Origin of the sequence: Flexivirga sp., from assembly GCF_035551235.1 — a bacterium.
Taxonomy (GTDB): Bacteria; Actinomycetota; Actinomycetes; order Actinomycetales; family Dermatophilaceae; genus Flexivirga.
The window spans coordinates 131,252-152,517 of record NZ_DASZNO010000021.1 but is presented as its reverse complement, the minus strand read 5'-3'; the positions used below and the strand labels follow the sequence as shown (position 1 = coordinate 152,517).

General features: G+C 68.5%; 19 protein-coding genes. 10 read left to right on the top strand and 9 right to left on the bottom strand.

Translation table 11 applies throughout. The features are described 5' to 3' along the window. Nucleotides 1-13 precede the first annotated feature (13 nt). A complete protein-coding gene (locus VG502_RS05955) occupies nucleotides 14-2,209 on the top strand; it encodes a tetratricopeptide repeat protein (protein ID WP_325549107.1) in 2,196 nt (731 codons plus the stop codon). A gap of 15 nt (nucleotides 2,210-2,224) precedes the next feature. Here VG502_RS05955 and VG502_RS05950 read toward each other — a convergent pair whose 3' ends face one another. Beyond that, the gene (locus VG502_RS05950; RefSeq protein ID WP_325549106.1) at nucleotides 2,225-2,812 is read right to left on the bottom strand and encodes a TetR/AcrR family transcriptional regulator; all 588 of its coding nucleotides are present in this window, start codon (nucleotides 2,810-2,812) and stop codon (nucleotides 2,225-2,227) included. 106 nt (nucleotides 2,813-2,918) lie between these two features. Here VG502_RS05950 and VG502_RS05945 point away from each other — a divergent pair, with 106 nt between their 5' ends. Together VG502_RS05945 and VG502_RS05940 are read left to right on the top strand one after the other, a co-directional pair. Further along, nucleotides 2,919-3,899, top strand: coding sequence for a zinc-dependent alcohol dehydrogenase family protein (locus VG502_RS05945; protein WP_325549105.1), 981 nt, complete (start codon nucleotides 2,919-2,921; stop codon nucleotides 3,897-3,899). 141 nt (nucleotides 3,900-4,040) lie between these two features. Next, nucleotides 4,041-4,517 carry an Hsp20/alpha crystallin family protein gene (locus VG502_RS05940; RefSeq protein ID WP_325549104.1) on the top strand — a complete coding sequence of 159 codons (477 nt, stop codon included), beginning with the start codon at nucleotides 4,041-4,043 and terminating at the stop codon, nucleotides 4,515-4,517. Nucleotides 4,518-4,656: 139 nt separating this feature from the next. Here the strand turns inward: VG502_RS05940 and cphA are convergent, their stop codons facing one another. From cphA to glgC, 4 genes are all read right to left on the bottom strand, one after another. After that, entirely contained in the window at nucleotides 4,657-7,506 is a 2,850-nt protein-coding gene (gene cphA / locus VG502_RS05935) for a cyanophycin synthetase (RefSeq protein ID WP_325549103.1), read from the bottom strand. A 61-nt stretch (nucleotides 7,507-7,567) separates the two neighbouring features. After that, nucleotides 7,568-8,452 (bottom strand): cyanophycinase, encoded by an 885-nt coding sequence (locus tag VG502_RS05930; RefSeq protein ID WP_325549102.1) that lies wholly within the window; start codon nucleotides 8,450-8,452, stop codon nucleotides 7,568-7,570. Further along, the gene (serB, locus tag VG502_RS05925; RefSeq protein ID WP_325549101.1) at nucleotides 8,445-9,674 is read right to left on the bottom strand and encodes a phosphoserine phosphatase SerB; all 1,230 of its coding nucleotides are present in this window, start codon (nucleotides 9,672-9,674) and stop codon (nucleotides 8,445-8,447) included. The genes VG502_RS05930 and serB overlap by 8 nt, the downstream gene beginning before the upstream one ends. A gap of 29 nt (nucleotides 9,675-9,703) precedes the next feature. Continuing rightward, complete coding sequence (gene glgC / locus VG502_RS05920) at nucleotides 9,704-10,954, bottom strand: glucose-1-phosphate adenylyltransferase (protein WP_325549100.1); 1,251 nt, start codon at nucleotides 10,952-10,954, stop codon at nucleotides 9,704-9,706. Nucleotides 10,955-10,996: 42 nt separating this feature from the next. Between glgC and glgA the strand changes: the two genes are divergently transcribed. Next, entirely contained in the window at nucleotides 10,997-12,196 is a 1,200-nt protein-coding gene (gene glgA / locus VG502_RS05915) for a glycogen synthase (protein ID WP_325549099.1), read from the top strand. Nucleotides 12,197-12,271: 75 nt separating this feature from the next. Here the strand turns inward: glgA and VG502_RS05910 are convergent, their stop codons facing one another. Then, nucleotides 12,272-13,024, bottom strand: coding sequence for a hypothetical protein (locus VG502_RS05910; protein ID WP_325549098.1), 753 nt, complete (start codon nucleotides 13,022-13,024; stop codon nucleotides 12,272-12,274). An 85-nt stretch (nucleotides 13,025-13,109) separates the two neighbouring features. Here VG502_RS05910 and VG502_RS05905 point away from each other — a divergent pair, with 85 nt between their 5' ends. From VG502_RS05905 to VG502_RS05895, 3 genes are read left to right on the top strand one after another with little or no spacing between them, the layout of a single operon-like run. Beyond that, nucleotides 13,110-13,922 (top strand): ABC transporter ATP-binding protein, encoded by an 813-nt coding sequence (locus VG502_RS05905; protein WP_325549097.1) that lies wholly within the window; start codon nucleotides 13,110-13,112, stop codon nucleotides 13,920-13,922. A 26-nt stretch (nucleotides 13,923-13,948) separates the two neighbouring features. Then, nucleotides 13,949-14,716: a sulfite exporter TauE/SafE family protein gene (locus VG502_RS05900; protein WP_325549096.1), complete on the top strand. Its 768-nt coding sequence runs from the start codon at nucleotides 13,949-13,951 to the stop codon at nucleotides 14,714-14,716. Nucleotides 14,717-14,747: 31 nt separating this feature from the next. Next, a complete protein-coding gene (locus VG502_RS05895) occupies nucleotides 14,748-15,572 on the top strand; it encodes a TrmH family RNA methyltransferase (protein WP_325549095.1) in 825 nt (274 codons plus the stop codon). A 7-nt stretch (nucleotides 15,573-15,579) separates the two neighbouring features. Here the strand turns inward: VG502_RS05895 and VG502_RS05890 are convergent, their stop codons facing one another. Then, nucleotides 15,580-16,977, bottom strand: coding sequence for an MFS transporter (locus VG502_RS05890; RefSeq protein ID WP_325549094.1), 1,398 nt, complete (start codon nucleotides 16,975-16,977; stop codon nucleotides 15,580-15,582). Nucleotides 16,978-17,087: 110 nt separating this feature from the next. Here VG502_RS05890 and VG502_RS05885 point away from each other — a divergent pair, with 110 nt between their 5' ends. Continuing rightward, the gene (locus tag VG502_RS05885) at nucleotides 17,088-17,555 is read left to right on the top strand and encodes a winged helix-turn-helix transcriptional regulator (RefSeq protein WP_325549093.1); all 468 of its coding nucleotides are present in this window, start codon (nucleotides 17,088-17,090) and stop codon (nucleotides 17,553-17,555) included. 44 nt (nucleotides 17,556-17,599) lie between these two features. Beyond that, nucleotides 17,600-18,718 carry a hypothetical protein gene (locus VG502_RS05880; protein WP_325549092.1) on the top strand — a complete coding sequence of 373 codons (1,119 nt, stop codon included), beginning with the start codon at nucleotides 17,600-17,602 and terminating at the stop codon, nucleotides 18,716-18,718. A gap of 9 nt (nucleotides 18,719-18,727) precedes the next feature. On the opposite strand, the gene VG502_RS05875 is transcribed toward VG502_RS05880, so the two are convergent. Beyond that, nucleotides 18,728-19,267 carry a YbhB/YbcL family Raf kinase inhibitor-like protein gene (locus VG502_RS05875; protein ID WP_325549091.1) on the bottom strand — a complete coding sequence of 180 codons (540 nt, stop codon included), beginning with the start codon at nucleotides 19,265-19,267 and terminating at the stop codon, nucleotides 18,728-18,730. Between the two features lie 19 nt (nucleotides 19,268-19,286). Then, nucleotides 19,287-20,312 carry an LLM class flavin-dependent oxidoreductase gene (locus VG502_RS05870; protein WP_325549090.1) on the bottom strand — a complete coding sequence of 342 codons (1,026 nt, stop codon included), beginning with the start codon at nucleotides 20,310-20,312 and terminating at the stop codon, nucleotides 19,287-19,289. A 77-nt stretch (nucleotides 20,313-20,389) separates the two neighbouring features. Between VG502_RS05870 and VG502_RS05865 the strand changes: the two genes are divergently transcribed. After that, the gene (locus VG502_RS05865) at nucleotides 20,390-21,139 is read left to right on the top strand and encodes a lysophospholipid acyltransferase family protein (RefSeq protein ID WP_325549089.1); all 750 of its coding nucleotides are present in this window, start codon (nucleotides 20,390-20,392) and stop codon (nucleotides 21,137-21,139) included. Nucleotides 21,140-21,266: the final 127 nt, after the last annotated feature.

Genomic DNA, 21,266 nt, shown 5'->3' with positions numbered 1-21,266 from the left:
CTACGATCCGGGTATGAGTTCGTCGGACGCTGCCCAGGTCGTCGGGGCGCGGATCCTGCGCGGCCCGAACCTCTATTTCACGCGACCGGCGGCCAAGCTCACGTTGCGCGTGCCCGGCTATCTGGGTGCCGAGCCGGCACGGCTGAGGTTGCTCGCGCGCGAGATGGCGGTCCGCGCGAAGGACACCGGGCAACCGGGCACCGCGGCCCGTCGGGGCGTGGTGCTGCGCATCGTGGAGCGGGCCGTGCGACTGCTGATGCGTGAGGCCGGGGTGGTGCGCGTCGGCGTGCGGGTGCGTCCCGGCGAGACCACCGACGAGGTCGTCGTTGCGATCGCGCTGAACAACGCGGGGCGGGCCCAGGCGGTGGCCGACGGCATCGGGCCGTTGCTGAACGACCTGCTCGGTTCCGAGCCGGTCGCGGAGGTCTTCGCGCGAGCCGGCGCCCACGTGCGCGCCCAGCCGCTCGGTGACCGCGTGCGTGCGCTGCGACCGAAGGTCCCGGTGGTGGCCGTCACCGGCACCAACGGCAAGACGACGACGACGCGCCTGATCGCGCACCTGGGTATGACGGCCGGCAAGCGCACCGGTTGGAGTTCGACCGACGGGGTACTCGTGCAGGGGGAAGTCGTCGAGAAGGGCGACTACTCCGGGCCGGGGGGTGCACGCGCCGTGCTGGATGCGCCGGGCGTGCAGTTCGGCGTCCTGGAGACAGCGCGTGGCGGCATGCTCTGGCGCGGCCTGGGCACGGCCCACAATGACGTGAGCGTCGTGACCAACGTGAGTGCGGATCACTTGGGAATGGACGGGATTGACACTCTCGACCAGCTCGCAGAGGTCAAGGCGATCATCACCAAGGTCACCAAGCCCGAGGGTTGGGTGGTGCTGAACGGCGACGATCCCCGGGTGTGGGCCATGCGTGCGACCGCGGGCGGGCGGCCGTGGTGTTTCAGCCTCGACCCCGAGTCGCCGTCGCTGCGCGAAGCACTCGACGCGCGCGGTCGGGGGATCACCGTCCTCGACGGCGACATCGCGGTGCTCCTTCCCGGCGCGTCGCCGGACCGGTTGATCAGCCTGGTGGACGTGCCGATGACGCTGGCCGGGCTGTCCGAGCACAACATCGCGAACGCATTGGCGGGAGCGGCCGCCGGGCTCGGCGCCGGCCTGCCGAGGGAGGCCGTGGTCGAGGGACTCCGTACCTTCACCCCGGACCACCGGCTCAACCCCGGACGGATGAACATCTACTCGGTCTCGCTGCCGCAAGGCGGTATGGCGACCGTCGTGCTCGACATGGCGCACAACGAGGCCGGCCTCGAGGCGTTGCTTCGTGTCGGTCGCGGGCTGGTGCGTCCCGGATCACAACTGCAACTCGGCCTCGGCACGGGCGGCGACCGCACCGACGAGATCCTGGTGCGGATGGGGGAGATGGCCGGCCTGGGCGCCGACCGCGTACAGATCCAGCACAAGGAGCACTATCTGCGCGGCCGGTCGATGGAGGAGCTGGAAAGCTTTCTACGGCAAGGGCTTTCACATGTCGGTGTGTTGCCGACGGCATCGTGGCCGGACGAGTTCAGCGGACTGACCGGACTCCTGACGGCCGCGCATGACGGTGACGTGCTGGCGTTGATGACGCACTCGCACTGGGCGACGTTGCACCAGTGGCTGATGAGGAACGGTGCGACCTCGGACGACGCCTCCGCCATACGACGTAAGGCAGTGGTTGCGCGCGGCGAGCACGAGGCGGAGTCCGACATCGCTGCACTGTGGTCGCTCGAGGACGACGCTGCCAGGATCGACGCGGCTTTCGCACTGCAGCAACGGTTTCCGAAGGACGGGCGGGTGCTCTACGAGCTCGCCGGCGCGCACGACTCCGCAGGTCGTGAGGCGGAGGCGTTGGCCTGGTACGACAAGGCACTGGCGCAGCGCATCGACGAGCCGTATCGGCACCGGGCGCTGATCCAGCAGGCCTCGACGCTGCGGCTCCTCGGCAGGCTGGAGGAGTCCCTCGCCATACTCGACAGGTTGGTCGCGGACCATCCGGACAACAGCGCGGTCGTCCTCTTCCGCGCATTGACCCTGCACGATCTCGGCCGTGACACTGAGGCATTGCGAGCAACCACAATGCAATTGGTGACGATGAGTGCCGAGGCGGACGTGCAGCGCTACCTCAACTCGTTGACGCGCTTCACCGCGGCGATCGACGAGGTATGACGCATCGCGTCGTGCTCAGCCCAGCCTGAGCCCGGCGACCAGCAGCCCCACCAGCCGCCGCGCATCGAAGCCATGGCTTCCGCCGGCCCCGGCGCACAGGTTGCCGACTCCGCGCATGAGTTCGAGCGGTTCGATGTCGGCGCGGATCTCGCCGCGCTCGGCGGCTGCGCCGACCAACTGGGCGCACGCCGGCACGAGGCGTTCCAGGAAGTAGTCGTGCAGGGGATCGAAACAGGGATCGTCGGACTGCATCACCTCGGCCAGTCCGAGTTTCGTGACCAGGAAGTCGACGAATCGGTCGATCCACTGCACCAGCGCGTCGTAGGAGCCGGCCGTTGACTCCAGGAGTGCGGGGGCGGCCTCGGCGAGCGTGTCGACCTGGTGCCGGTAGACGGCGACGATCAGGTCCGCTCGGGCGGGGAAGTGCCGATAGATGGTGGCGGTCCCGACGCCGGCTTCGGCGGCGATCTGTCGGATCGGCGCATTGACGCCGGCGGTGACGAAGATCCGTGCCGCGGCGTCCAGCAGAGCCTGCTCGTTGCGGCGTGCGTCGGCGCGTTTGGGGCGGGACGTCGAGGGGGCGGGACGTGCGCGCGTGGCCACGGTGCCTCCTCTCCCCTCGGGTACCACTTCCTAAGTGGAACAGCGTACCGTATTGTCTAAATGGGACATCGTCCCACTTCGTTCGTTCAAAACCGAGGAGTTCACCGTGTCCAGAGTCGTGATATTCGACCGCACTGGCCAACCCGACGTCCTGCACATCGTCGACGAGCCGGCGAAGGAACCCAGCGCCGGTGAGGTCCGGGTGCGCATCGAGGCGATCGGGGTGAACCGTCTGGACCACATGATGCGCACTGGCGCCTTCCCGAGACCGTTCCGGTTGCCGCACGCGCGCATCGGCTGCGAGGGCACCGGGATCGTGGACGCCTTGGGCTCCGAGGTCGACGGCTTCGCGGAGGGGGACCCGGTGATCATCACCGCAGTCCCTGCGATGGACGTCGATGGCACGTATGCCGACCAGGTCGTCGTTCCTGCCGATCGACTGATTCGCCGGCCCGAGGGCCTGACTGCCGTTGATGGCGCCGCGCTCTGGGTCTCCTACTCCACGGCATACGGCGCCCTGGTGGAGAAGGCCGGGATGCGACCGGGGGACACGGTGTTGATCACCGCCGCGTCGAGTTCGGTCGGTCTGGCTGCACTGCAGGTGGCTCGGCAGATCGGTGCCGTCCCCCTGGCCACGACGCGCACCTCCGCCAAGCGGGAACTGCTGCTCGAGGCGGGCGCCGCGGCGGTGTTCGCCAGTGAGGAAGGGGATGTGGCGGCGGCCGCGCGGGAATTCACCGGCGGCGCGGGCGTCGACATCATCATGGATGCTGTGGCGGGTCCCGGCGTGGCAGCACTTGCCACGGCTGCGAAGCCCGGCGGCTGCGTGGTGCTGGTCGGCTGGATGGACGCGCGGCCGGCCTCGATGCCCACGAACGCGCCGCTGACGATCTACCGCTACATGAGTTTCGAGCACACCCTCGATCCCATCGTGGTGCGCCGTATGGCGGCCTTCCTCGACGCCGGACTGCGTCTCGGCGCGCTGCGGCCGCGTGTCGACAGTGTCTTCGCGCTGGAGGATGTCGTCGCCGCCCATCGCCGTCTCGACGAGGGTGCGCACGTCGGGAAGATCGTGTTGACGACCTGATGGCTGCGGCGGACGCGCCGAAAATTCCGTCGCCGGGAATCTGGCACTCTCGGGTGGAGAGTGCTAATTTTTGAGCCGTAGGAATTCGTGTTGGTTGCCTCCGGGTGACCGGTAGGCGGCCCCTGACGATGAGAGGTTGCTATGCGCTCTGACTCGATTTCTGACTTCGACGCCCTCGCCCGCAATCTGCTGGGCATGCGTGCCGGCTCGGCCCGGTCGCCACAGTTCATGCCGATCGACCTCTACCGGGTCGAGGACCATTACGTGCTGCATGCCGATCTTCCCGGCATGGATCCCGGCAGCATCGACGTGAACATCGATCGCGGCGTCCTGACACTGACCGCGCACCGGACCGCACCGCCGGAGAACGACGTGCAGTGGCTGACCAGCGAACGCTTCGCCGGCGTCTACCGCCGACAGATCACCCTCGGGGACGACATCGACACCGAGCGGATCGAGGCCAGCTACGACAACGGGGTGCTGAACCTGACGATCCCGTTGCACGAGCGAGCCAAGCCACGCCAGATCAAGGTCGCACACGCCAAGGACAGCGAGCAGCAGCACCTGGTGACGTCAACGGCCGAAACATCGGAACGCATGCCGAAGGGAGGCGAGTAGCACCGCGGAAGAAACCGTAACCGTCGATTAGTCGCGGCGGCCGGGCGCGAACCCGCGGCCCTCCCGGGCCTTCATCCTCTCGTGTGTTTCCTGGTTTCGCCCGGCCGCCCGCGTCGTACGACGACGTCGTACGACGCGGTCACAACTGCTCGACGGCGGGCTGGGCCTCGACGACCTCACGCCACTCGGTGTCCTCGACGGCCGACGCCTCCGTGGCCTCGGTCGCCAGTTGTCGCGGGTCCAAATCCGGGTCGCCCGGTTGCTCGTCATCGGTTCGAGCACCCGCATTCGCTTGGTGCGTAAAGCTTTCCAGCTCGGCGAGCACGGCACCGTGCTGGTCGACGCAGAGCATCACCAGGTCACCCGGATTGGCCAGGTGGACCGCGTGACGCGTCGCCTCGAGCTCGTTCAGGACGGTGAGGACCTGACGGCAGCGTGCACCGTCGGCCATCGCCTCCCGCACCCCCTCCTCGACCAGCGCCGCCGACTCGCCCGGCGCCCGACGGCGCAGGTTGTCGTCCTCGCGCAGCACGAGCACGTCGAAATATCGCGCGGCCGCCCTGCCGAGTTCGCGGATGTCGTCGTCGCGCCGGTCCCCGGCCGCGCCGACCATGCCGATGCGCGAGATCCGGTGCTCCGCGGCACCCTGGCGCTGATCGACATACCCCTGCACGAACTCGCCGAGACGATGCATCCCGGGCGGGTTGTGGCAGTAGTCGACGAACACCTCGGCGTGGTTGACCTCCACGCGGTTCAGCCGGCCGGGGGAGAGGTAGTAGGACGTCGTGAACGTCCGCAGTCCCTGTCGTATGTCGTGCAGCGGCGCACCGGCCGCGAACGCGGCACCGGCCGCGGCCAGCGCATTGGCGACATTCATCCGGGCGGTGCCACCGAAGGTGGACGGCAGCAGGTGGGTCCAGGCGAGCGGCATCGAGCGTCGACCCTGCTTGAGGACGATCATCTCGCCGCGGTCCGACGGCTCCAGCACGACGGCGCGCGCACCGCGCCGGCACTTCTCGTCGATGAACTCGCGCACCCGGCTGCCCGGCGGCTCCATCGAGAACCACACGATGGTGCCGGAGCACCGCCGACGCATCGCCCGCACCAGCGGGTCGTCGGCGTTGAGCACGGCATACCCGTCACGCGGAACCGCTTCGACGACAACGGCTTTCACACGGGCGAGTTGTTCGAGGGTGTCGATCCCGTGCATCCCGAGATGATCCGGTGCGATGTTCGTGACGATCGCGATGTCGTTGCGGTCGTAGCCCAGGCCCTCCCGCAGGATCCCGCCCCGCGCGACCTCGAGCACCGCGAAGTCGACCCGCGGATTCTGCAGCACCATCCGGGCCGATCGCGGGCCGGAGGCGTCGGCCTTGATCACGAGCCGCTCATCGATCACGATGCCGTCGGTCGACGTCATACCGACCTTGCGGCCGAGGCTCTTCATGATGTGCGACAGCATCCGCGAGGTCGTTGTCTTGCCGTTGGTGCCGGTGACCGCGACGACCGGAACACGGGACGGGGAGCCGGGCGGGAACAGCAGATCGACGACCGGCTTGGCGATGAACTGTGGCTCGCCGACCGTCGGATGGGTGTGCATCCGGAAGCCGGGTGCTGCATTGACCTCGCAGATCGCGCCACCGGTCTCGCGCACCGGTGCCGTGATGTCGGGGCAGATGAAGTCGATGCCCGCAACGTCGAGACCGATGAGTTGCGCTGCCTCCTCGGCGATCTCGACGTTGTCCGGGTGCGCGTCGAAGGTGCGGTCGATGGAGATCCCGCCGGTCGACATGTTGCCGGTGAGTGCGAGCTTGACCATCTCGTCCTGTGGCGGGACGTCGCTCATGGCGTAGCCCTGCTCACGGACCAACTCGATGGCGGCGTCGTCGACCACGATGCGGGTGAGCACCTTCTCGTGGCCGACCCCACGGCGCGGGTCCGCGTTGGTGACGTCGACAAGTTCCTCGACCGTGCGCTCTCCGTCGCCGACCACATGCGCCGGAACCCGCTCGGCGATCGCCGCCATCCGCCCACCGATGATCAGGCAGCGGTAGTCCTTGCCGGTGATGAACGACTCGACCTGGACCACCCCGCGGCGGCTCTGCTCGGCCGCGAGCGGGAATGCCGTCCGGACCTCCTCGGCGGAGCCGAGGTTGAGGATCACACCGCGGCCGTGGTTGCCGTCCAGCGGCTTGATCACCACCGGGAACCCGATCCTGGTGGCAGCCTCGGCGGCCGCCTCCGCGTCCCGCACGGTGATGGCCTTCGGCACCGGCAACCCGGCGGAGCCGAGCAGGGTGGAGGTGAGGTTCTTGTCGCCGGCGATGTCGACGGCCAGTGCCGACGTGCGTGACGTCATCGTCGCCCGGATGCGCTGGGCGTGCACGCCCTGACCGAGCTGGACGAGGGAGTACTGATTGAGGCGGTGCCACGGTATGTCGCGACTGACCGCCTCATCGATGATGGCAGCGGTCGACGGACCGAACGCCTTCCGGCCGGCCAGCCGCAAGAACCGGTCGAGCTCGTCCTCGAAGTCGAATTCGGTTGTGGGCTCAAGGAGTTCGTTGACCATGCGCACGGCGAGCTCGCCGGCCGAGACACCGACCCGCTCATCGAAATAGCCGAAGATCACGTTGTAGACGCCGGGGCGCCCCTTCTCACCGCGGGTCTTGCCGCGGCGCATGTCGTGTCCGGCCTCCTGCTGCAACTGCAGTGCCACGTGCTCGGTGACGTGTCCGAGCCAGGTCCCCTCGCGCAGCCGCTCCACGAAACCACCGCGCCGGCCGCGCGAGCAGGTGTGGTGTTCCAGTCCGGGGAGCCACTCCAGCAGCCGGTCCGTGAAGCCGGGCAGCCTGTCGGTCGGAAACTCCTCCAGCTCACCGAGATCGACCAGCAGGTGCACTGCCTGCTCGTAGGCCCAGATGTTCGGACCCCGGTAGACCCGGGTGCGCAGGACCTGCAGCTGTCCATCGGTCGGCGACCCTTGCATGGTGGCTGCTCCTCTCGTGGGTGGTGTGGGCGAAGACCCGACTGTGACGATCTGCTGGCTCCTATCGGCGTAGTGCGGCGGCGGCGGTGGCTGTGTCGTGGCGGTCCCGGCTGGTGGAGACGGCCAGATCGGCATACTTCTCGGAAAAGTCTGTGAGAGTGGCGGATTCGAGGTCGAACGTTGCGCCGAAGGGCAGCGTGTGGACGACGGCGCCGGTCACCAGGAGCGGAGCGTCGCGCTCGGCCTGGTGCGCGTCGGTGACCGCGGTGCGTGCGTCGACGACGAAGACGGCGCCGGACCCGACGACCGTGAGCTCGGTGCCGCGGGTGATCTCGGCGGCGGTGTCCTCGTCGATGCCCATGCCGAGCAGGCTGGGCGACGAGGCGACCAGCGACAGCAGCCGTCCGTAGCGGGCCCGCTGGTCGAAGTGCTGGTCGATGATGACGCCCGGCAGCAGCCCGAGTCCGGCGGTCAGCTGGCTGGACCGCTGGCGCGGGGTCACGCCCTCGTCGCCCATCGAGATCATGAACTGGCTCATGATCGACGCGCCCGCGGAGGTGCCGGCGATCACCGCGCCGCGCTCGTAGGCGCGCAGGATCGCCGTACCCAGCGGCGTGCCGACGATCAGCTGGCTCAGCTTGAGCTGATTGCCACCCGACAGGAAGATCCCGGTCGCGTCGTCGACCAACTGCTGCAGGTCGGCGTCGCTGCTGTGCGCGCGGTCGCTCGGGTCGACCGAGTCGATCTGGGGCGCGCCGAGTCGCGAGAAGACCGTCGAGTAGACATCGACGACCTCGTCCGGGACCGACGACGCGGTGGGGATGATCACGATCCGGGACTTGCGACCGCCCGCCAGCCGGACGAATCGACGCAGGATCGTCACGCGACCCACCTTGTCCTCGGCGCCGCCGATGATCAGCAGGGAACGCGCAGCTGGATCAGACATGGGGCGATTCTATGGAAGAGCGCGGGTCCGGGTCCGGGACGTCGGACATCCCGGTCAGCCGATCCGCCTCCTCGACGTCCTCCCGGGAGATGCCGAGCATGAACAACACGGCGTCCAGATAGGGGACGTTGACGCTGGTGTCAGCCTGCTCCCGGACGATCGGCTTGGCGTTGAAGGCGATCCCGAGGCCGGCGGTCGCGAGCATGTCGAGGTCGTTCGCGCCGTCGCCCACGGCGACCGTCCGGGACAGCGGCAGTCGTTCGGCCTCGGCAAACCGGCGCAGCGCACGCGCCTTCTCCGCGCGATCGACGACGAGCCCGTCGACACGGCCGGTGAGCTTGCCGTCACGCACCTCCAGCCTGTTGGCGTGCGCGCGGTCGATCCCGAGCTCGGTCGCGAGCGGCTGGACGATCTCGATGAAGCCGCCGGACACGACGGCGACCGAGAACCCGAGCCGCCGGACGGTGCGCACCAGGGTCCGTGCACCGGGCGTGAGGCGTATGGCGTGGCGCACCTCGTCGAACACCGAGACGTCGAGTCCGGCCAGGCAGCGCACCCTTTCGTGCAGGCTCTGCTCGAAGTCCAGCTCGCCGCGCATGGCGCGTTCGGTCACGGCAGCAACCTCTGCGGCGCGTCCGGCGTGGGCGGCCAGCAGCTCGATGACCTCGTCCTGGATGAGCGTGCTGTCGACGTCCATGACCAGCAACCGGCGGCCCCGCCGTGCCAGACCTCCGGGGGAGACCGCTATGTCGACGTCGTGCTCTGCCGCCAGCAGGGCGAGCACACGACGCAGTTGCGGAACGTCCGCGCCGGACAGGTCGAGTTCGAGGGTCGTGACCGGATCGCGTGAGAGTCGGCGGATGCGGTCGATGTTGGCGTCCTGATCACCGATCGCCGCGGTGATCGCCGCCAGCGCGGTCGCGTACAACGGCATACCGAGGACGGCGACCGACGCCCGACCGGTGCGACGGGCCGGGTTGTCACCCTGGCCGGGTTCGGCCGTGATCGCAAGATCGAACTCCGACGCGACCTGCTCGATGCGCGCGGTGAGCTCGGTGACGTCACCGACCGGTTGCAGCAGTGCGGTGAGCAGCAGCCGTCCGCGCACGACGGCCTGCTCGAGGTCCAGGACCAGCGCCCCCGCGTCGGCCGCGGCATGCAACAGGCGCGCTGAAACGGCAGGGCGATCTCGACCGGAGAGGGTCACCAGGAGTGTGTTCATGTGTGGAATCGATGATGGCACAGGCACATTCAGGCCTGTATGACGGTGCCCTTGCCAACCACGGTGATCCCGGACTCGGTCACGGTGAAGCCGCGGTCACGGTCCTCGTCGTGGTGGAGACCGATGCTCGCGTTGTCCGGCACGTAGACGTCCTTGTCGATGATCGCGCGGCGGATCCGGCAGTGCCGGCCGATCTCCACGTTGTCCATCAGGATCGCGTCGTCCACCTGGGCGAACGAGTGCACCTTGACGTTGGTCGACAGCACGGAGTTGCCGATCACCGAGCCGCTGACGATGCACCCGGGGGAGATCATCGAGCCGGTCGCCATACCGCTGCGGTCGGATGCGCCGTGCACGAACTTGGCCGGCGGGTAGCCGACGTCGCTCGTCCGGATCGGCCACGCGTAGTTGTAGAGGTTGAAGATCGGGTGGATCGACACCAGGTCCATGTGCGAGTCGTAGAAGGAATCGATCGTCCCGACGTCGCGCCAGTAGCCGAAGTCGCGGTCGGTGGCACCCGGGATGCAGTTGTCGCGGAAGTCGTAGGCGTGGGCCTCACCCTTGTCGACGAACGCGGGAATGATGTCTCCGCCCATGTCGTGCTTGCTGCTGGGGTTGTCGGCATCGGACGTGACCGCCTCGACCAACGCGTCGGTGTCGAAGACGTAGTTGCCCATCGAGGCCAGGATCTCGTGCGGCGCGTCGGTGAGTCCCACCGGATCCGAGGGCTTTTCGCGGAACGCGCTGATCTTCTGCCCGTCGCCCTCGGCGAGCTCGATCACGCCGAACTGGTCGGCCAGCTCGATCGGCTGCCGGATGGCGGCCACGCTGGCGCGTGCCCCGGACTCGATGTGCCGGTCCACCATCTGGGCGAAATCCATCCGGTAGACGTGGTCGGCGCCCACTACCACGACGATGTCCGGCTTCTCGTCGTGGATCAGGTTGAGGCTCTGGTAGATCGCGTCGGCGGACCCGGAGAACCACTGCTTGCCACGCCGCTGCTGGGCGGGCACGGGAGCGACGTAGTTGCCGAGCATCGTCGACATACGCCACGTCTTGGCGATGTGCCGGTCGAGACTGTGCGATTTGTACTGCGTCAGCACGACCATCTTCAGGAAACCGCTGTTGGCGATGTTCGACAGCGCGAAATCGATCAGCCGATAGATGCCGCCGAACGGCACAGCAGGTTTGGCCCGGTCCGCGGTAAGGGGCATCAGTCGCTTGCCCTCGCCGCCGGCAAGGACGATCGCCAGCACGGATGGTTCGCCTCGTCTCGACATGGTCATAACCTACGGCCCCCGAAGGGACTAGCGTCAGGGGTTGTGAGAGTGGATCTGCTGACCAAGGAATATCCGCCCAACATCTACGGCGGCGCGGGCGTGCATGTTGCCGAGCTGGTGCGCGCCTTGCGCGGACTCGGTGACACCGTCCAGGTTCGGGCCTTCGGAAGTCCGGTGGCTGAGACGGACACCACCGGCTATGCCGACCTGCCCGACCTCGGCGGTGCGAACGCCGCGCTGCGGACCATGGGTGTCGACCTGCTGATGGCGGACGACTGCGCCGGGGCGGACGTGGTGCACTCACACACGTGGTACGCCAACTTCGCCGGACACGTCGCGTCGTTGCTGCACGGCGTCCCGCACGTCGTGACCGCACACAGCCTCGAACCGATGCGGCCGTGGAAGGCCGAGCAACTCGGCGGCGGATACCGGGTCTCCTCATACATCGAGCGCACGGCGTATGACGCAGCCGCTGCCGTGATCGCGGTGAGCCACGGGATGCGCAAGGACGTGCTGGCCAGCTACCCGACCCTCGACCCCGCGAAGGTGCATGTCGTCCACAACGGCATCGACTCGGACCTGTGGCGCCGCGACACCAGCGATGAGGCGACGGCGACGGTCCGCAGGCACGGCGTGGATCCGGAGCGGCCGAGCGTGGCGTTCGTCGGGCGCATCACCCGGCAGAAGGGGCTGCCCTATCTGCTGCGCGCGGTCGCCGAGTTGCCGAAGGACGTCCAGCTCGTGCTCTGTGCAGGGGCACCCGACACCCCGGAGATCCTGCGCGAGGTCGAGGACCTGGTCGCCGGGCTGCGCCAGACGCGGGACGGCGTCGTGTGGATCCCGGACATGCTGCCGCGTGCCGAGGTCATCGCATTGCTTTCCGCCGCAACCGTTTTCGTCTGTCCGTCGGTCTATGAACCCCTCGGCATCGTCAATCTCGAGGCCATGGCGTGCGGCTGTCCGGTGGTGGGCACCGCGACCGGTGGCATCCCCGAGGTGGTGGCCGACGGTGACACCGGCTGGCTCGTCCCGATCGACCAGGTCGCCGACGGCACCGGTACCCCGAAGGACCCGGACCGCTTCGTGGCGGACCTGGCGCGGACGCTGAAGCTTTCGGTGAGCGACGCTGCCGAGGCGCGCCGGCGCGGTGACGCCGGCAGGGAACGGGCCGTGCGGGAGTTCGGCTGGGAGACGATCGCCCGGCGCACCCAGGAGGTCTACGAGACCGTGCGGGTCGAGTAGCGACGCAGGAGCGTATCGAGACCAAGCTGACAGGTCTCGATACGCGGCTCGTACCTCACCGCTACTCGACCCGCGTCAGGCCCGCATGCCGGCCAGGTGCAGCGCGGCGGCGGTGGTGGCCTGCGCCATCGCCTGATCGGTGAACGACTGGAGTTCGCGCAGGGCGCGCTGCCGGCCGACATCCGCTCCGACGTCGATGGCGGGGGAGTGCCCGAGCGCGAAGTCGACCGCGGCACCGACGGTTCCGGCCGTCTGCAGGACGCGAATGGCCCGTCCGGGAAGTCCCGAGGGCAGGCCCCATTCGCGCAGGGTGGCGACCTCGTCGGCCTGTGCGCGCAGGTTCGATCCGGCGAACGGCTGGATGTCCAGCGCCTCCAGGGTGGTCGTCGCGTGCGCGAGCCGGGTCCGCAACTCGCGCTCGATCTGCGACTCGTGCAACTCCTCCAGCCGGTGGGCCGGGGTGGGCGCGCAGTCGAAGGCGGTCAGCCGGACCGCCATACCCTCGTCGCCCTCGGGGCCGAAGATCTCGACCGACGGGACGAGCGCGCCGCCGATGGCCGGGACGTAGACGCACTCACCGGATTCGGTCGCGGCAGCGGTGAGTTCGGGATTGCCTCGCGGCATACCCGAGATGTCGCCGGCCCGCGGCAGCGCGCACGCCAGGACCCGCTCCCCGAAGTCCTGCCAGGTGGCGAGGTGCTGCACATCGCCCGTGACGTGGTCGGCGTCCGGCAAGGCCCGGCGCAGCGCCTCCTCGAGATCGAGATGTCCTGCCCAGGCAGCGGTGACCCACAGGCTGAGGCGGACGGCGGCAGGCAGATCGGACATGGCCGCACCAGCGTATGACGCACGCACAAGACCAACTGCTGACCGGTCGCCGTGGCGGGTATGCCCACGCCGTAAGGTGCCTCACATGTCCGATGTGCTGGCACTTGCCGGAGTGAGCGTGGTCCGCGGCCACAAGCGCCTACTGGACGGCGTCGACTGGGAGGTCGAGGAGGGCGAACGCTGGGTCGTGCTCGGCCCCAACGGCGCCGGGAAGACCACGTTGCTGCAGATCGCCGCCGCCCGGATGCACCCGTCCGCGGGTGTGGCGGGAGTCCTGTCCGAGGTCCTCGGCACCGTCGACGTTTTCGAGCTGCGACCGCGAATCGGCTTGGCATCAGCCACGATTGCCGAACGCATCCCGAACGGCGAGCGTGTCGGCGACGTGGTCGTGACGGCGGCATACGGGATGGTCGGCCGATGGCGCGAGCTGTATGACGAGCTCGATCACGGCCGCGCGAAGGAGCTGCTCGATGCGCTCGGAGCGGGCCACCTGTCCGAGCGGCGCTACGGAACCCTCAGCGAGGGGGAGCGCAAGCGGGTGCAGATCGCGCGCGCTCTGATGACCGACCCGGAGCTGATGCTGCTCGATGAGCCGGCAGCCGGGCTGGACCTTGGCGGGCGTGAGGATCTCGTGACTCGCCTCGGTGAGATCGCGCAGGACATCGAGGCGCCGGCGCAGGTTCTGGTGACCCACCACGTCGAGGAGATCCCGGCCGGTTTCACCGATGTGCTGCTGCTCCGCGACGGCAAGGTCGTCGCCGCCGGTCCGCTCGAGTCGACGCTGACCGCCGAGAACCTCAGCGCGACCTTCGGGCTGAGCCTGACACTCGAACGCGTCGGTGATCGATGGGCGGCACGAGCTGTCCAACCGCCACGTGGACGGCACGCCGCCGGCTGAGCCTGCTGCCGTAATTTGTTCGGATCATGTCCCTGACCGAGATCCTGCTGATCACCCTTGCCGGCGTCGCGGCCGGTTGCATCAACACCATCGTCGGATCCGGCACCCTGATCACGTTCCCGACCCTGCTCGCCTTCGGCTATCCGGCAGTGCCGGCGAACATCTCCAACTCCGTGGGCCTGGTCGCCGGTGGCATCTCCGGGTCGTGGGGCTATCGCGCCGAGGTCTCGCAGGCCCGCGAGCGGCTCAAGCAGTTCATGCCGATGTCACTGCTCGGCGGCATCACCGGCGCGCTGCTGCTGATCTGGCTGCCACCGTCGGCGTTCAAGGCCATCGTGCCGACGCTCATCATCATCGGCATCGTGCTCGTCGTCATCGGACCATGGCTGCAGAAGCGTGCCGCAGCCCGGCACCCCGACTCCGGCCAGGAGATGTCGCGGCCGCGCCGGATCGCGTTGCTGGCGGGCATTTTCGCGGCCGGTGTCTACGGCGGCTATTTCGGTGCGGCACAGGGTGTGCTGCTCATGGGCCTGATGAGTGCGATGCTCGCGGATCCGCTGCAGCGGCTCAACGGCATCAAGAACATCCTCAGCCTGATCGTGAATGCGGTCGCCGCGATCACCTTCATCATCGTGTCGTTCCACAACGTGCGCTGGGCCGTCGCGCTCCTCATCGCGATCGGTGCCTTCATCGGCGGCCTCATCGGGGCGAAGGTCGGTCGCCGGCTGCCACCATGGCTGCTGCGGACCGTCATCGTGATCGTCGGTGTGGTGGCGCTGACGCAGATGTTCTGACCGCACGACCGACCTCCTAGAGTTGGGCATCGTGCCAGTCATCGAGATCACCGACCCGGCCGACGAACGGGTGCGCGACTACTTCCGGCTGACCGACGTGGCGCTGCGACGGCGGCTGGAGCCGGAGAACGGCCTCTATCTCGCCGAGAGCGAGAAGGTCATCCGCCGGGCGCTCGGAGCCGGGCACCGGCCGCGCTCCTACCTGATGGGACGTCGCTGGCTGACCGATCTGGCCGACGTCGTCACGGACGCCGACGCCTCCGGTGTCCCGGTGTACGTCGGCGCGGATGACGTGATCGAGGAGATGACCGGCTTCCACCTGCATCGCGGCGCACTCGCGTCCATGCATCGGCCGGTGTTGCCGCCATACACCGAACTGCTGGGGGACGGGCGTCGAGTCAGTGCGCGGTCGAGGATCGCGATCTTGGAAGACGTGGTGGACCACACGAACGTCGGCGCGTTCTTCCGATCGGCCGCGGCGCTCGGCGTCGATGCCGTGTTCGTGACGCCGCGTTGCGCTGATCCGCTCTACCGTCGCTCGATCCGTGTCTCGATGGGCACCGTCTTCCAAGTGCCATGGACACGCATCGAACCCTGGCCGGACGGCATCGAAATGCTCCAGCAACTCGGCTACGTGGTCGCTGGTATGTCACTGGGGGAGGGATGCATCGCGCTCGATGAACTGGTTGCCCAGGACCACCAGCGACTCGCTCTGGTTTTCGGCACCGAGGGGGTCGGACTTACGGCCGCCGGCGAACGACTGTTGGACGTCCGGGTTACGATCCCGATGGCTGGTGGCGTGGATTCGCTGAACGTCGCAGCGTCATCAGCGGTCGCCTTCTACGCGACACGCTGATGATCTGTCAGCGTAGCTGGGGACACCGCACGCTTTTCGGGCTGTGTCCCACTCGCAGCCATGCGGGCAGGATCGTGATGGCGGAGACGGCACCGGCGGCGATGATGATGATCCAGACGGGCCGGTAGGTGCCGGGGTCATACCCCGAACCCACACACAGGGTCAGCAGGGCCACCCCGAGCGCCGCTCCGATCTGACGAGCGGTGTTGATCATGCCGGTCCCGGCCGCGTAGTCGCCCGCGGGGAGTGCACCGGCTCCGCCGGAAAGGAAGCCGGTCTGGGCGATCCCCGCTGCCACTCCTGTCAAGGCGAAGCCGATCAGGAAGCCCGCGGCCGACGCCTTCGGGCCGGTCAAGGTCAGCGCCCACACCACTCCGGCCACTACGAAGAGCGCGCCCCCGATGGCCGAAAGCACCGCGGGTCCGGTGCTCCGCCGCCCAGCCGCCAGCGCTGAGACGACCGCCAGCCCCGGTCCGAGGATGAAGGCGATCCCTGTTGTCGCGGAGTCCCAGTGCCACACGTTCGTCGCCCACAGAGAACAACCCAGCAACATCATGGAGAAGCCCGTGTAGAACGCCGCCATACCAACTGTCGCCGAGGCGAACGGGAGCACGCGGAACAGGGAGAGATCGATGACTGGCGACGCGTGCCGTCGGCTGCGTTTGATGAAGACCCCGAACGAGAGCACGGCGAGGCATGCGGCGAGCCAGGTCCGAGAATCTGCCGGGGTCCAGTCCGCCCAGTACGTGAGGAGGATGATCAACGCGGCCACGGCAGCGACCAGGGCGAGAGCACCTGCCCAGTCCGGGGCGCGCCCACCGGTCACTGGCGACGGGGGAAGCGCGAAAGTGGCGAGGAGGGTGAGGACCGAGAGCGGCACCATGATGGCGAACACGAGACGCCAGTCGAGGTCGGCCAGCATCCCGCCGAGTACCGGGCCCACGGCTGCTGCGACCGATCCGGTGGCCGTCCACAGAGACACCATCCGCTTGTGCGCGCCCTCGGGGAACGCCTCGAGCAGCAGCGCGAGACTTGTCGGCACGACGACGCTCGCGCCCGCGCCCTGGAGGACACGGCCGAGGATGAGCCACGAGATGTCCGGGGCCAGTGTCGTGAGGACCGACCCGGCGGCGAACAGGACCATGCCGGCGCGGAAGACGGTGCGGCGGCCGTACCGGTCCGCGACGCGGCCGGCCGGGGCCAACAGCGCCGCGAATGCCACCGTGTATCCGTTGAGTACCCACGACACGACCGGGGCCGATGCCAATGGGAACGCCTCTGCCACGCGCGGCAGAGCGAGGTTGACGATGAACAGGTCCAGCGAGACCAGGACACTCGCGCCGAGGGCGGCGATGAGGACGACACCGGAGCGCCGTGATGCTCGTCGGTCGATGATGTTGGTCACACGACGTAGAGTACGGTGAGTAACTACCTTCAAGGAAGTGACCCCTTGGGAGGGCCATCATGCCGCTTCGCTCGACCTGGTCGGACAGGCCCTGTCCTATCGCACGAAGCATGGACTTCCTCGGCGATCCGTGGACCGTCCTGGTCCTGCGCGAGTTGATGTACGGCGTGCACCGGTTCGAGGAACTGAAGAAGAACACGGAGGCGACCGACAAGACGCTGGCCGACCGGTTGGAGAAGATGGTCCGCGATGGTCTCGTGAGGCGCGAGCAGTACTCGGGCACTGCGCGCCCCAGGTACGAGTACCACCTCACTCCGTCGGGGAAAGCGGCCAAGCCGGTCCTGGAAGCGTTGGCAGACTGGGGCGGCGCGCATACCGCCGGCCCCGAACTCGAGCAGCGGTTCCAGCTCCGCTGTGGCGGGTGCGCCGAGGAGGTCAAGGCTGCTGCTGGAACCTGTCCTCACTGCGGTGCTTCGCTGTCCGAGGTGGGCACCAGCTGGCTGAGGCCGAGCACCGCCTGCTCTGGGCGACACGCCTCACTGGCCCCAGCGGTACCGTCGGACCCGAATGACCAGTAGTTTCGAAGGGTCAGCGGCATTTCAGATCGTCCGAAAGGTACGTCATGGATACCAAGACCTGGTGGATCATCATCGCGATCATCGTGGTGATTCTGATCCTGATTCTCATCGCGGCGTGGCAGGGAAAGCGGCGTACCGCGGCCCGGCGTGACAAGGCGCAGGAACTGCGCGGCCGGGCGAGAGAGAACGAAGGGACGGTCGTAGAGTCCCGCCACCGCGCCGAGTCGGCGACCGAGCAGGCGGAGCGGGCTCGAGCAGAAGCGGAGGCCAAGCAGCAGGAAGCAGACCGGCTGGAGGCTGAGGCGCAGCACGAGCAGAAGACGGCGGAGGCCGTTGAGCGCGACCACGCGGAGACGCTGCGCAAGGCAGATCAGCTCGATCCCGACACTCCCACCGACCGGCACGGCAACCGGGTCGAGGGCACGGGTTCCGGTGGCGACCGCGAGGGCGAGAGCCGCGTCGACCCGAACACGGGACAGCCGGTCGAGGAAGCAGCACGACAGCGGGACGTTCGTGCGAACCGCCCTGCGCAGGACGCGGGTGCACCTGCGGTGGACGACGGGCAGCGAGACGTTCGCCCGGAGGGCGGTGCGGTCGGTGGCCGGCACCATGCGGCTGCCGAGCAGCAGCAGGTGGCCCCGGACCAGTCGGGTGCTTACGAGCAGTCGGGTGCTTACGACCAGCAGCGCCAGGTCCGCCCGGAGGGCGACGTGGTCGGCGGCCACCACCAGGCAGCCCCGGACCAGACAGGTGCTTACGAGCAGTCGGGTGCTTACGACCAGCAGCGCCAGGTCCGCCCGGAGGGCGACGTGGTCGGTGGCCACCACCAGGCGGCCTACGACCAGCAGCGCGAGACTCGCCCGGATGGTGGCGTCGCTGGGGCCGACGGTCCGGAAGCCTCCGGCCGGCAGCACGTCGTCCGGCCCGACGGCACGGTTGGTGACGCGCGACCGGCGGCGGGCTACGACCAGGAGCGCGACGTTCGCCCCGAAGGTGACGTCGGCTCACACGCGGTCCCCGGCGACCGGCGTGCCGACGACGACCTGCCGGCGGCCGAGGATGGCGCAGACGAGTCCGACGGGTTCCAGGTCCGCGACAAGGTCAACCGGTTGTTCGGTCGTCACGCTCGTGACAACGGCCCGGACGAGCGGCCGAATCGCTGATCCGACAGGCTATTTCGCCTGGTATGTCGCGGTGATGACGCCACGGGCGAGGAGATTCCCGCCCGTGGTGAACATCGCGACTGCAGCGCTTGCCGAGTCATCGAGCCCGAGGTCGTCACCGACCGCGTGCACCGCGAACATGTAACGGTGCGGGCGGTCGCCGACCGGCGGGGCGGCACCGTCATACGCCTTGTCACCGAAGTCGTTGCGCAGGTGGAATGCGCCCTCGGGAAGACCGGTGCCCGCGCCCGCGCCGGCCGGCAGGGACGTCACGTCGGCCGGGACGCCGAGCAGCAGCCAGTGCCAGAAGCCGGACGGCGTCGGGGCGTCCGGGTCGAAGCAGGTGACGACGTAACCCTTCGTGCCTTCCGGCGCGCCGGACCACGACAGCTGCGGCGACACGTTGCCGCCGCTGAATCCCCAGTCGTTGTAGACCTGTTCGTTCGGCAGAGTGTCTCCGTCGGCGAAGGTCTCACTGGTCACCGTGAGCGATGCGGTCCGCGGCAGCAAGGAGTAGGGGTCGGGGGCTTCGGGGCGTTCGAGATCCATGCTCCCAACGTACTTCCGGTCAGGCACTCGCGCGAGCAGCCTCCATGATGAGTGTGTATGACGCCCGGCGCTCCGCCGGATCGTGGATGTTGCTGGTGATCATCAGCTCGTCCGCGCCACAGTCCTGCGCTCGCGCGACGATGCCCTTGTAGACCTCCTCGCCGGTCCCGGACGTCACGAACCGGCCCAGCTTCTCCACGATGCCGTGCTCGAGCGGGGTCCACTCGTGGGCGGCCGCCTCCTCCGGTGTGGGCAGCGGGCCCGGGTTGTTCTGCCGGAGCCGCACGGTCGACAGGGAGGCCGCGAGGTCGAGTTCGGTGGCGCGCGAAGCGCTTTCGGCTGCGATCGCGGATACGGCGAGCATGCTGTGCGGCTCGGTGAGCCCGTCCGGGCGGCCATTGGGCTGGAACGAGTTGCGGTAGGCGTCGAACGCGTCGGTCGGGTCGACGCTGCCGAAGTGGCCCGCGAACGCGAAGTTGGTGCCGAGCAGGCCGGCGGCCTGTGCGCCATACAGGCTGGAGCCGAGGATCCAGATCGGCGGCAACGGGACATCGGTCGGCTGTGCGCTGATCGGTGCGAACGGGTGGTCGTCGGGGAAGCCGTCGACATACGCGCGCAGCTCGGCATACTGCTGCGGGAAGTCGTCGGCGGCCAGCGCCTCCTTGCTGCGGCGCAGTGCGAACGCGGTGAGCTGGTCGGTGCCCGGGGCTCGGCCGAGCCCGAGATCGATGCGGCCGGGATGCAGTGCCTCCAATACCCGGAACGTCTCGGCCACCTGCAGGGGCGCGTGATTGGGCAGCATGATGCCACCAGCGCCCACCCGGATCCGCTTCGTGGCAGCGGCGACGGTGGCGATCATCACGACCGGCGACGAGCTCGCGACGCTGGGCAGATTGTGGTGTTCGGCGACCCAATACCGTTCGTAGCCAAGCGATTCGGTGTGTTGCGCGAGGGCGATCGTCTCTTGCAGTGCGGCAGAGGCGGTGCGGCCGGCGGCGACGGGGGAGAGGTCCAGCACGGACAGGGGTATGGCGGCATCAGTCACCCATCGTCCAACGCCGCGCGACCCGGCGGGCATTCCACGACTCGGACAGATGGCTTACCGGTCGGTAGGGTTCGGGCATGGAACCGATCTACTCCGGCGTCATCAACTTCGCACGTGGCGTATTCGCCGTGCAGGGGCTGAAATTCGAACGCACCGGGTCCGAGAACATCCCACGCACCGGCGGGGCGGTGATCGCGATGAACCACATCGGTTACTTCGACTTCTCCTACGCCGGCTATTCCGCGCGCGACGTCGGGCGGCTGGTGCGCTTCATGGCCAAGAAGGACGTCTTCGACCACAAGGTGTCCGGCCCGCTGATGCGCGGCATGAAGCACATCCCCGTCGACCGTGCGGCCGGCGCGGGCGCCTACCGGGCGGCGGTCGATGCGTTGCGGGCCGGCGAACTCATCGGCGTCTTCCCCGAGACCACCATCTCCCGGTCCTTCGAGTTGCGTGAGTTCAAGTCCGGCGCGGTCCGTATGGCGCAAGAGGCCGGCGTCCCCGTCATACCGCTGATCATCTGGGGTTCGCAGCGGGTGTGGACCAAGGGCCTGCCGCGGCAGATGCGGCGACCCAAGGTGCCGATCCGGCTGGACGCGGGCGCGCCGATCGACATCGCGCCGGACGCGGACGTCGATGCCGAGACCGCGGCGCTGCGGGCTCGGATGGAGACCATGCTGCACGCGGTGCAGGACAGCTATCAGCCGATGACCGGCGATGACCTGAAGTACCTGCCGGCGCGGCTCGGCGGCACGGCGCCGACCCTCGAAGAGGCGAACGCGCTCGACGAGAAGGAAGCGCAGGAGCGTCGTCGTGAGGAGCCGTGAGGGACGAGCGGCGTCTCGAAGGAAAGGCAGCCAAGCGCGCCGCACAACAGCGCATCGAGTAGGCCGCGAGGCGCCGCATTGAGAAGCCGGTGAGGAACGAGCCGGCGTATCGAAATGAACGAGCGGC

What these genes read in the sequence shown, in the direction of transcription:
- VG502_RS05930 (WP_325549102.1), bottom strand. Translation starts at nt 8,452, where the DNA reads ATGTCTGATCCAGCTGCGCGTTCCCTGCTGATCATCGGCGGCGCCGAG.
- VG502_RS05910 (WP_325549098.1), bottom strand. Translation starts at nt 13,024, where the DNA reads ATGTCCGATCTGCCTGCCGCCGTCCGCCTCAGCCTGTGGGTCACCGCT.
- VG502_RS05905 (WP_325549097.1), top strand. Translation starts at nt 13,110, where the DNA reads ATGTCCGATGTGCTGGCACTTGCCGGAGTGAGCGTGGTCCGCGGCCAC.
- VG502_RS05940 (WP_325549104.1), top strand. Translation starts at nt 4,041, where the DNA reads ATGCGCTCTGACTCGATTTCTGACTTCGACGCCCTCGCCCGCAATCTG.
- glgC (WP_325549100.1), bottom strand. Translation starts at nt 10,954, where the DNA reads ATGTCGAGACGAGGCGAACCATCCGTGCTGGCGATCGTCCTTGCCGGC.
- VG502_RS05880 (WP_325549092.1), top strand. Translation starts at nt 17,600, where the DNA reads ATGGATACCAAGACCTGGTGGATCATCATCGCGATCATCGTGGTGATT.
- VG502_RS05865 (WP_325549089.1), top strand. Translation starts at nt 20,390, where the DNA reads ATGGAACCGATCTACTCCGGCGTCATCAACTTCGCACGTGGCGTATTC.
- serB (WP_325549101.1), bottom strand. Translation starts at nt 9,674, where the DNA reads ATGAACACACTCCTGGTGACCCTCTCCGGTCGAGATCGCCCTGCCGTT.
- VG502_RS05955 (WP_325549107.1), top strand. Translation starts at nt 14, where the DNA reads ATGAGTTCGTCGGACGCTGCCCAGGTCGTCGGGGCGCGGATCCTGCGC.
- VG502_RS05900 (WP_325549096.1), top strand. Translation starts at nt 13,949, where the DNA reads ATGTCCCTGACCGAGATCCTGCTGATCACCCTTGCCGGCGTCGCGGCC.
- VG502_RS05875 (WP_325549091.1), bottom strand. Translation starts at nt 19,267, where the DNA reads ATGGATCTCGAACGCCCCGAAGCCCCCGACCCCTACTCCTTGCTGCCG.
- VG502_RS05885 (WP_325549093.1), top strand. Translation starts at nt 17,088, where the DNA reads ATGGACTTCCTCGGCGATCCGTGGACCGTCCTGGTCCTGCGCGAGTTG.
- cphA (WP_325549103.1), bottom strand. Translation starts at nt 7,506, where the DNA reads ATGCAAGGGTCGCCGACCGATGGACAGCTGCAGGTCCTGCGCACCCGG.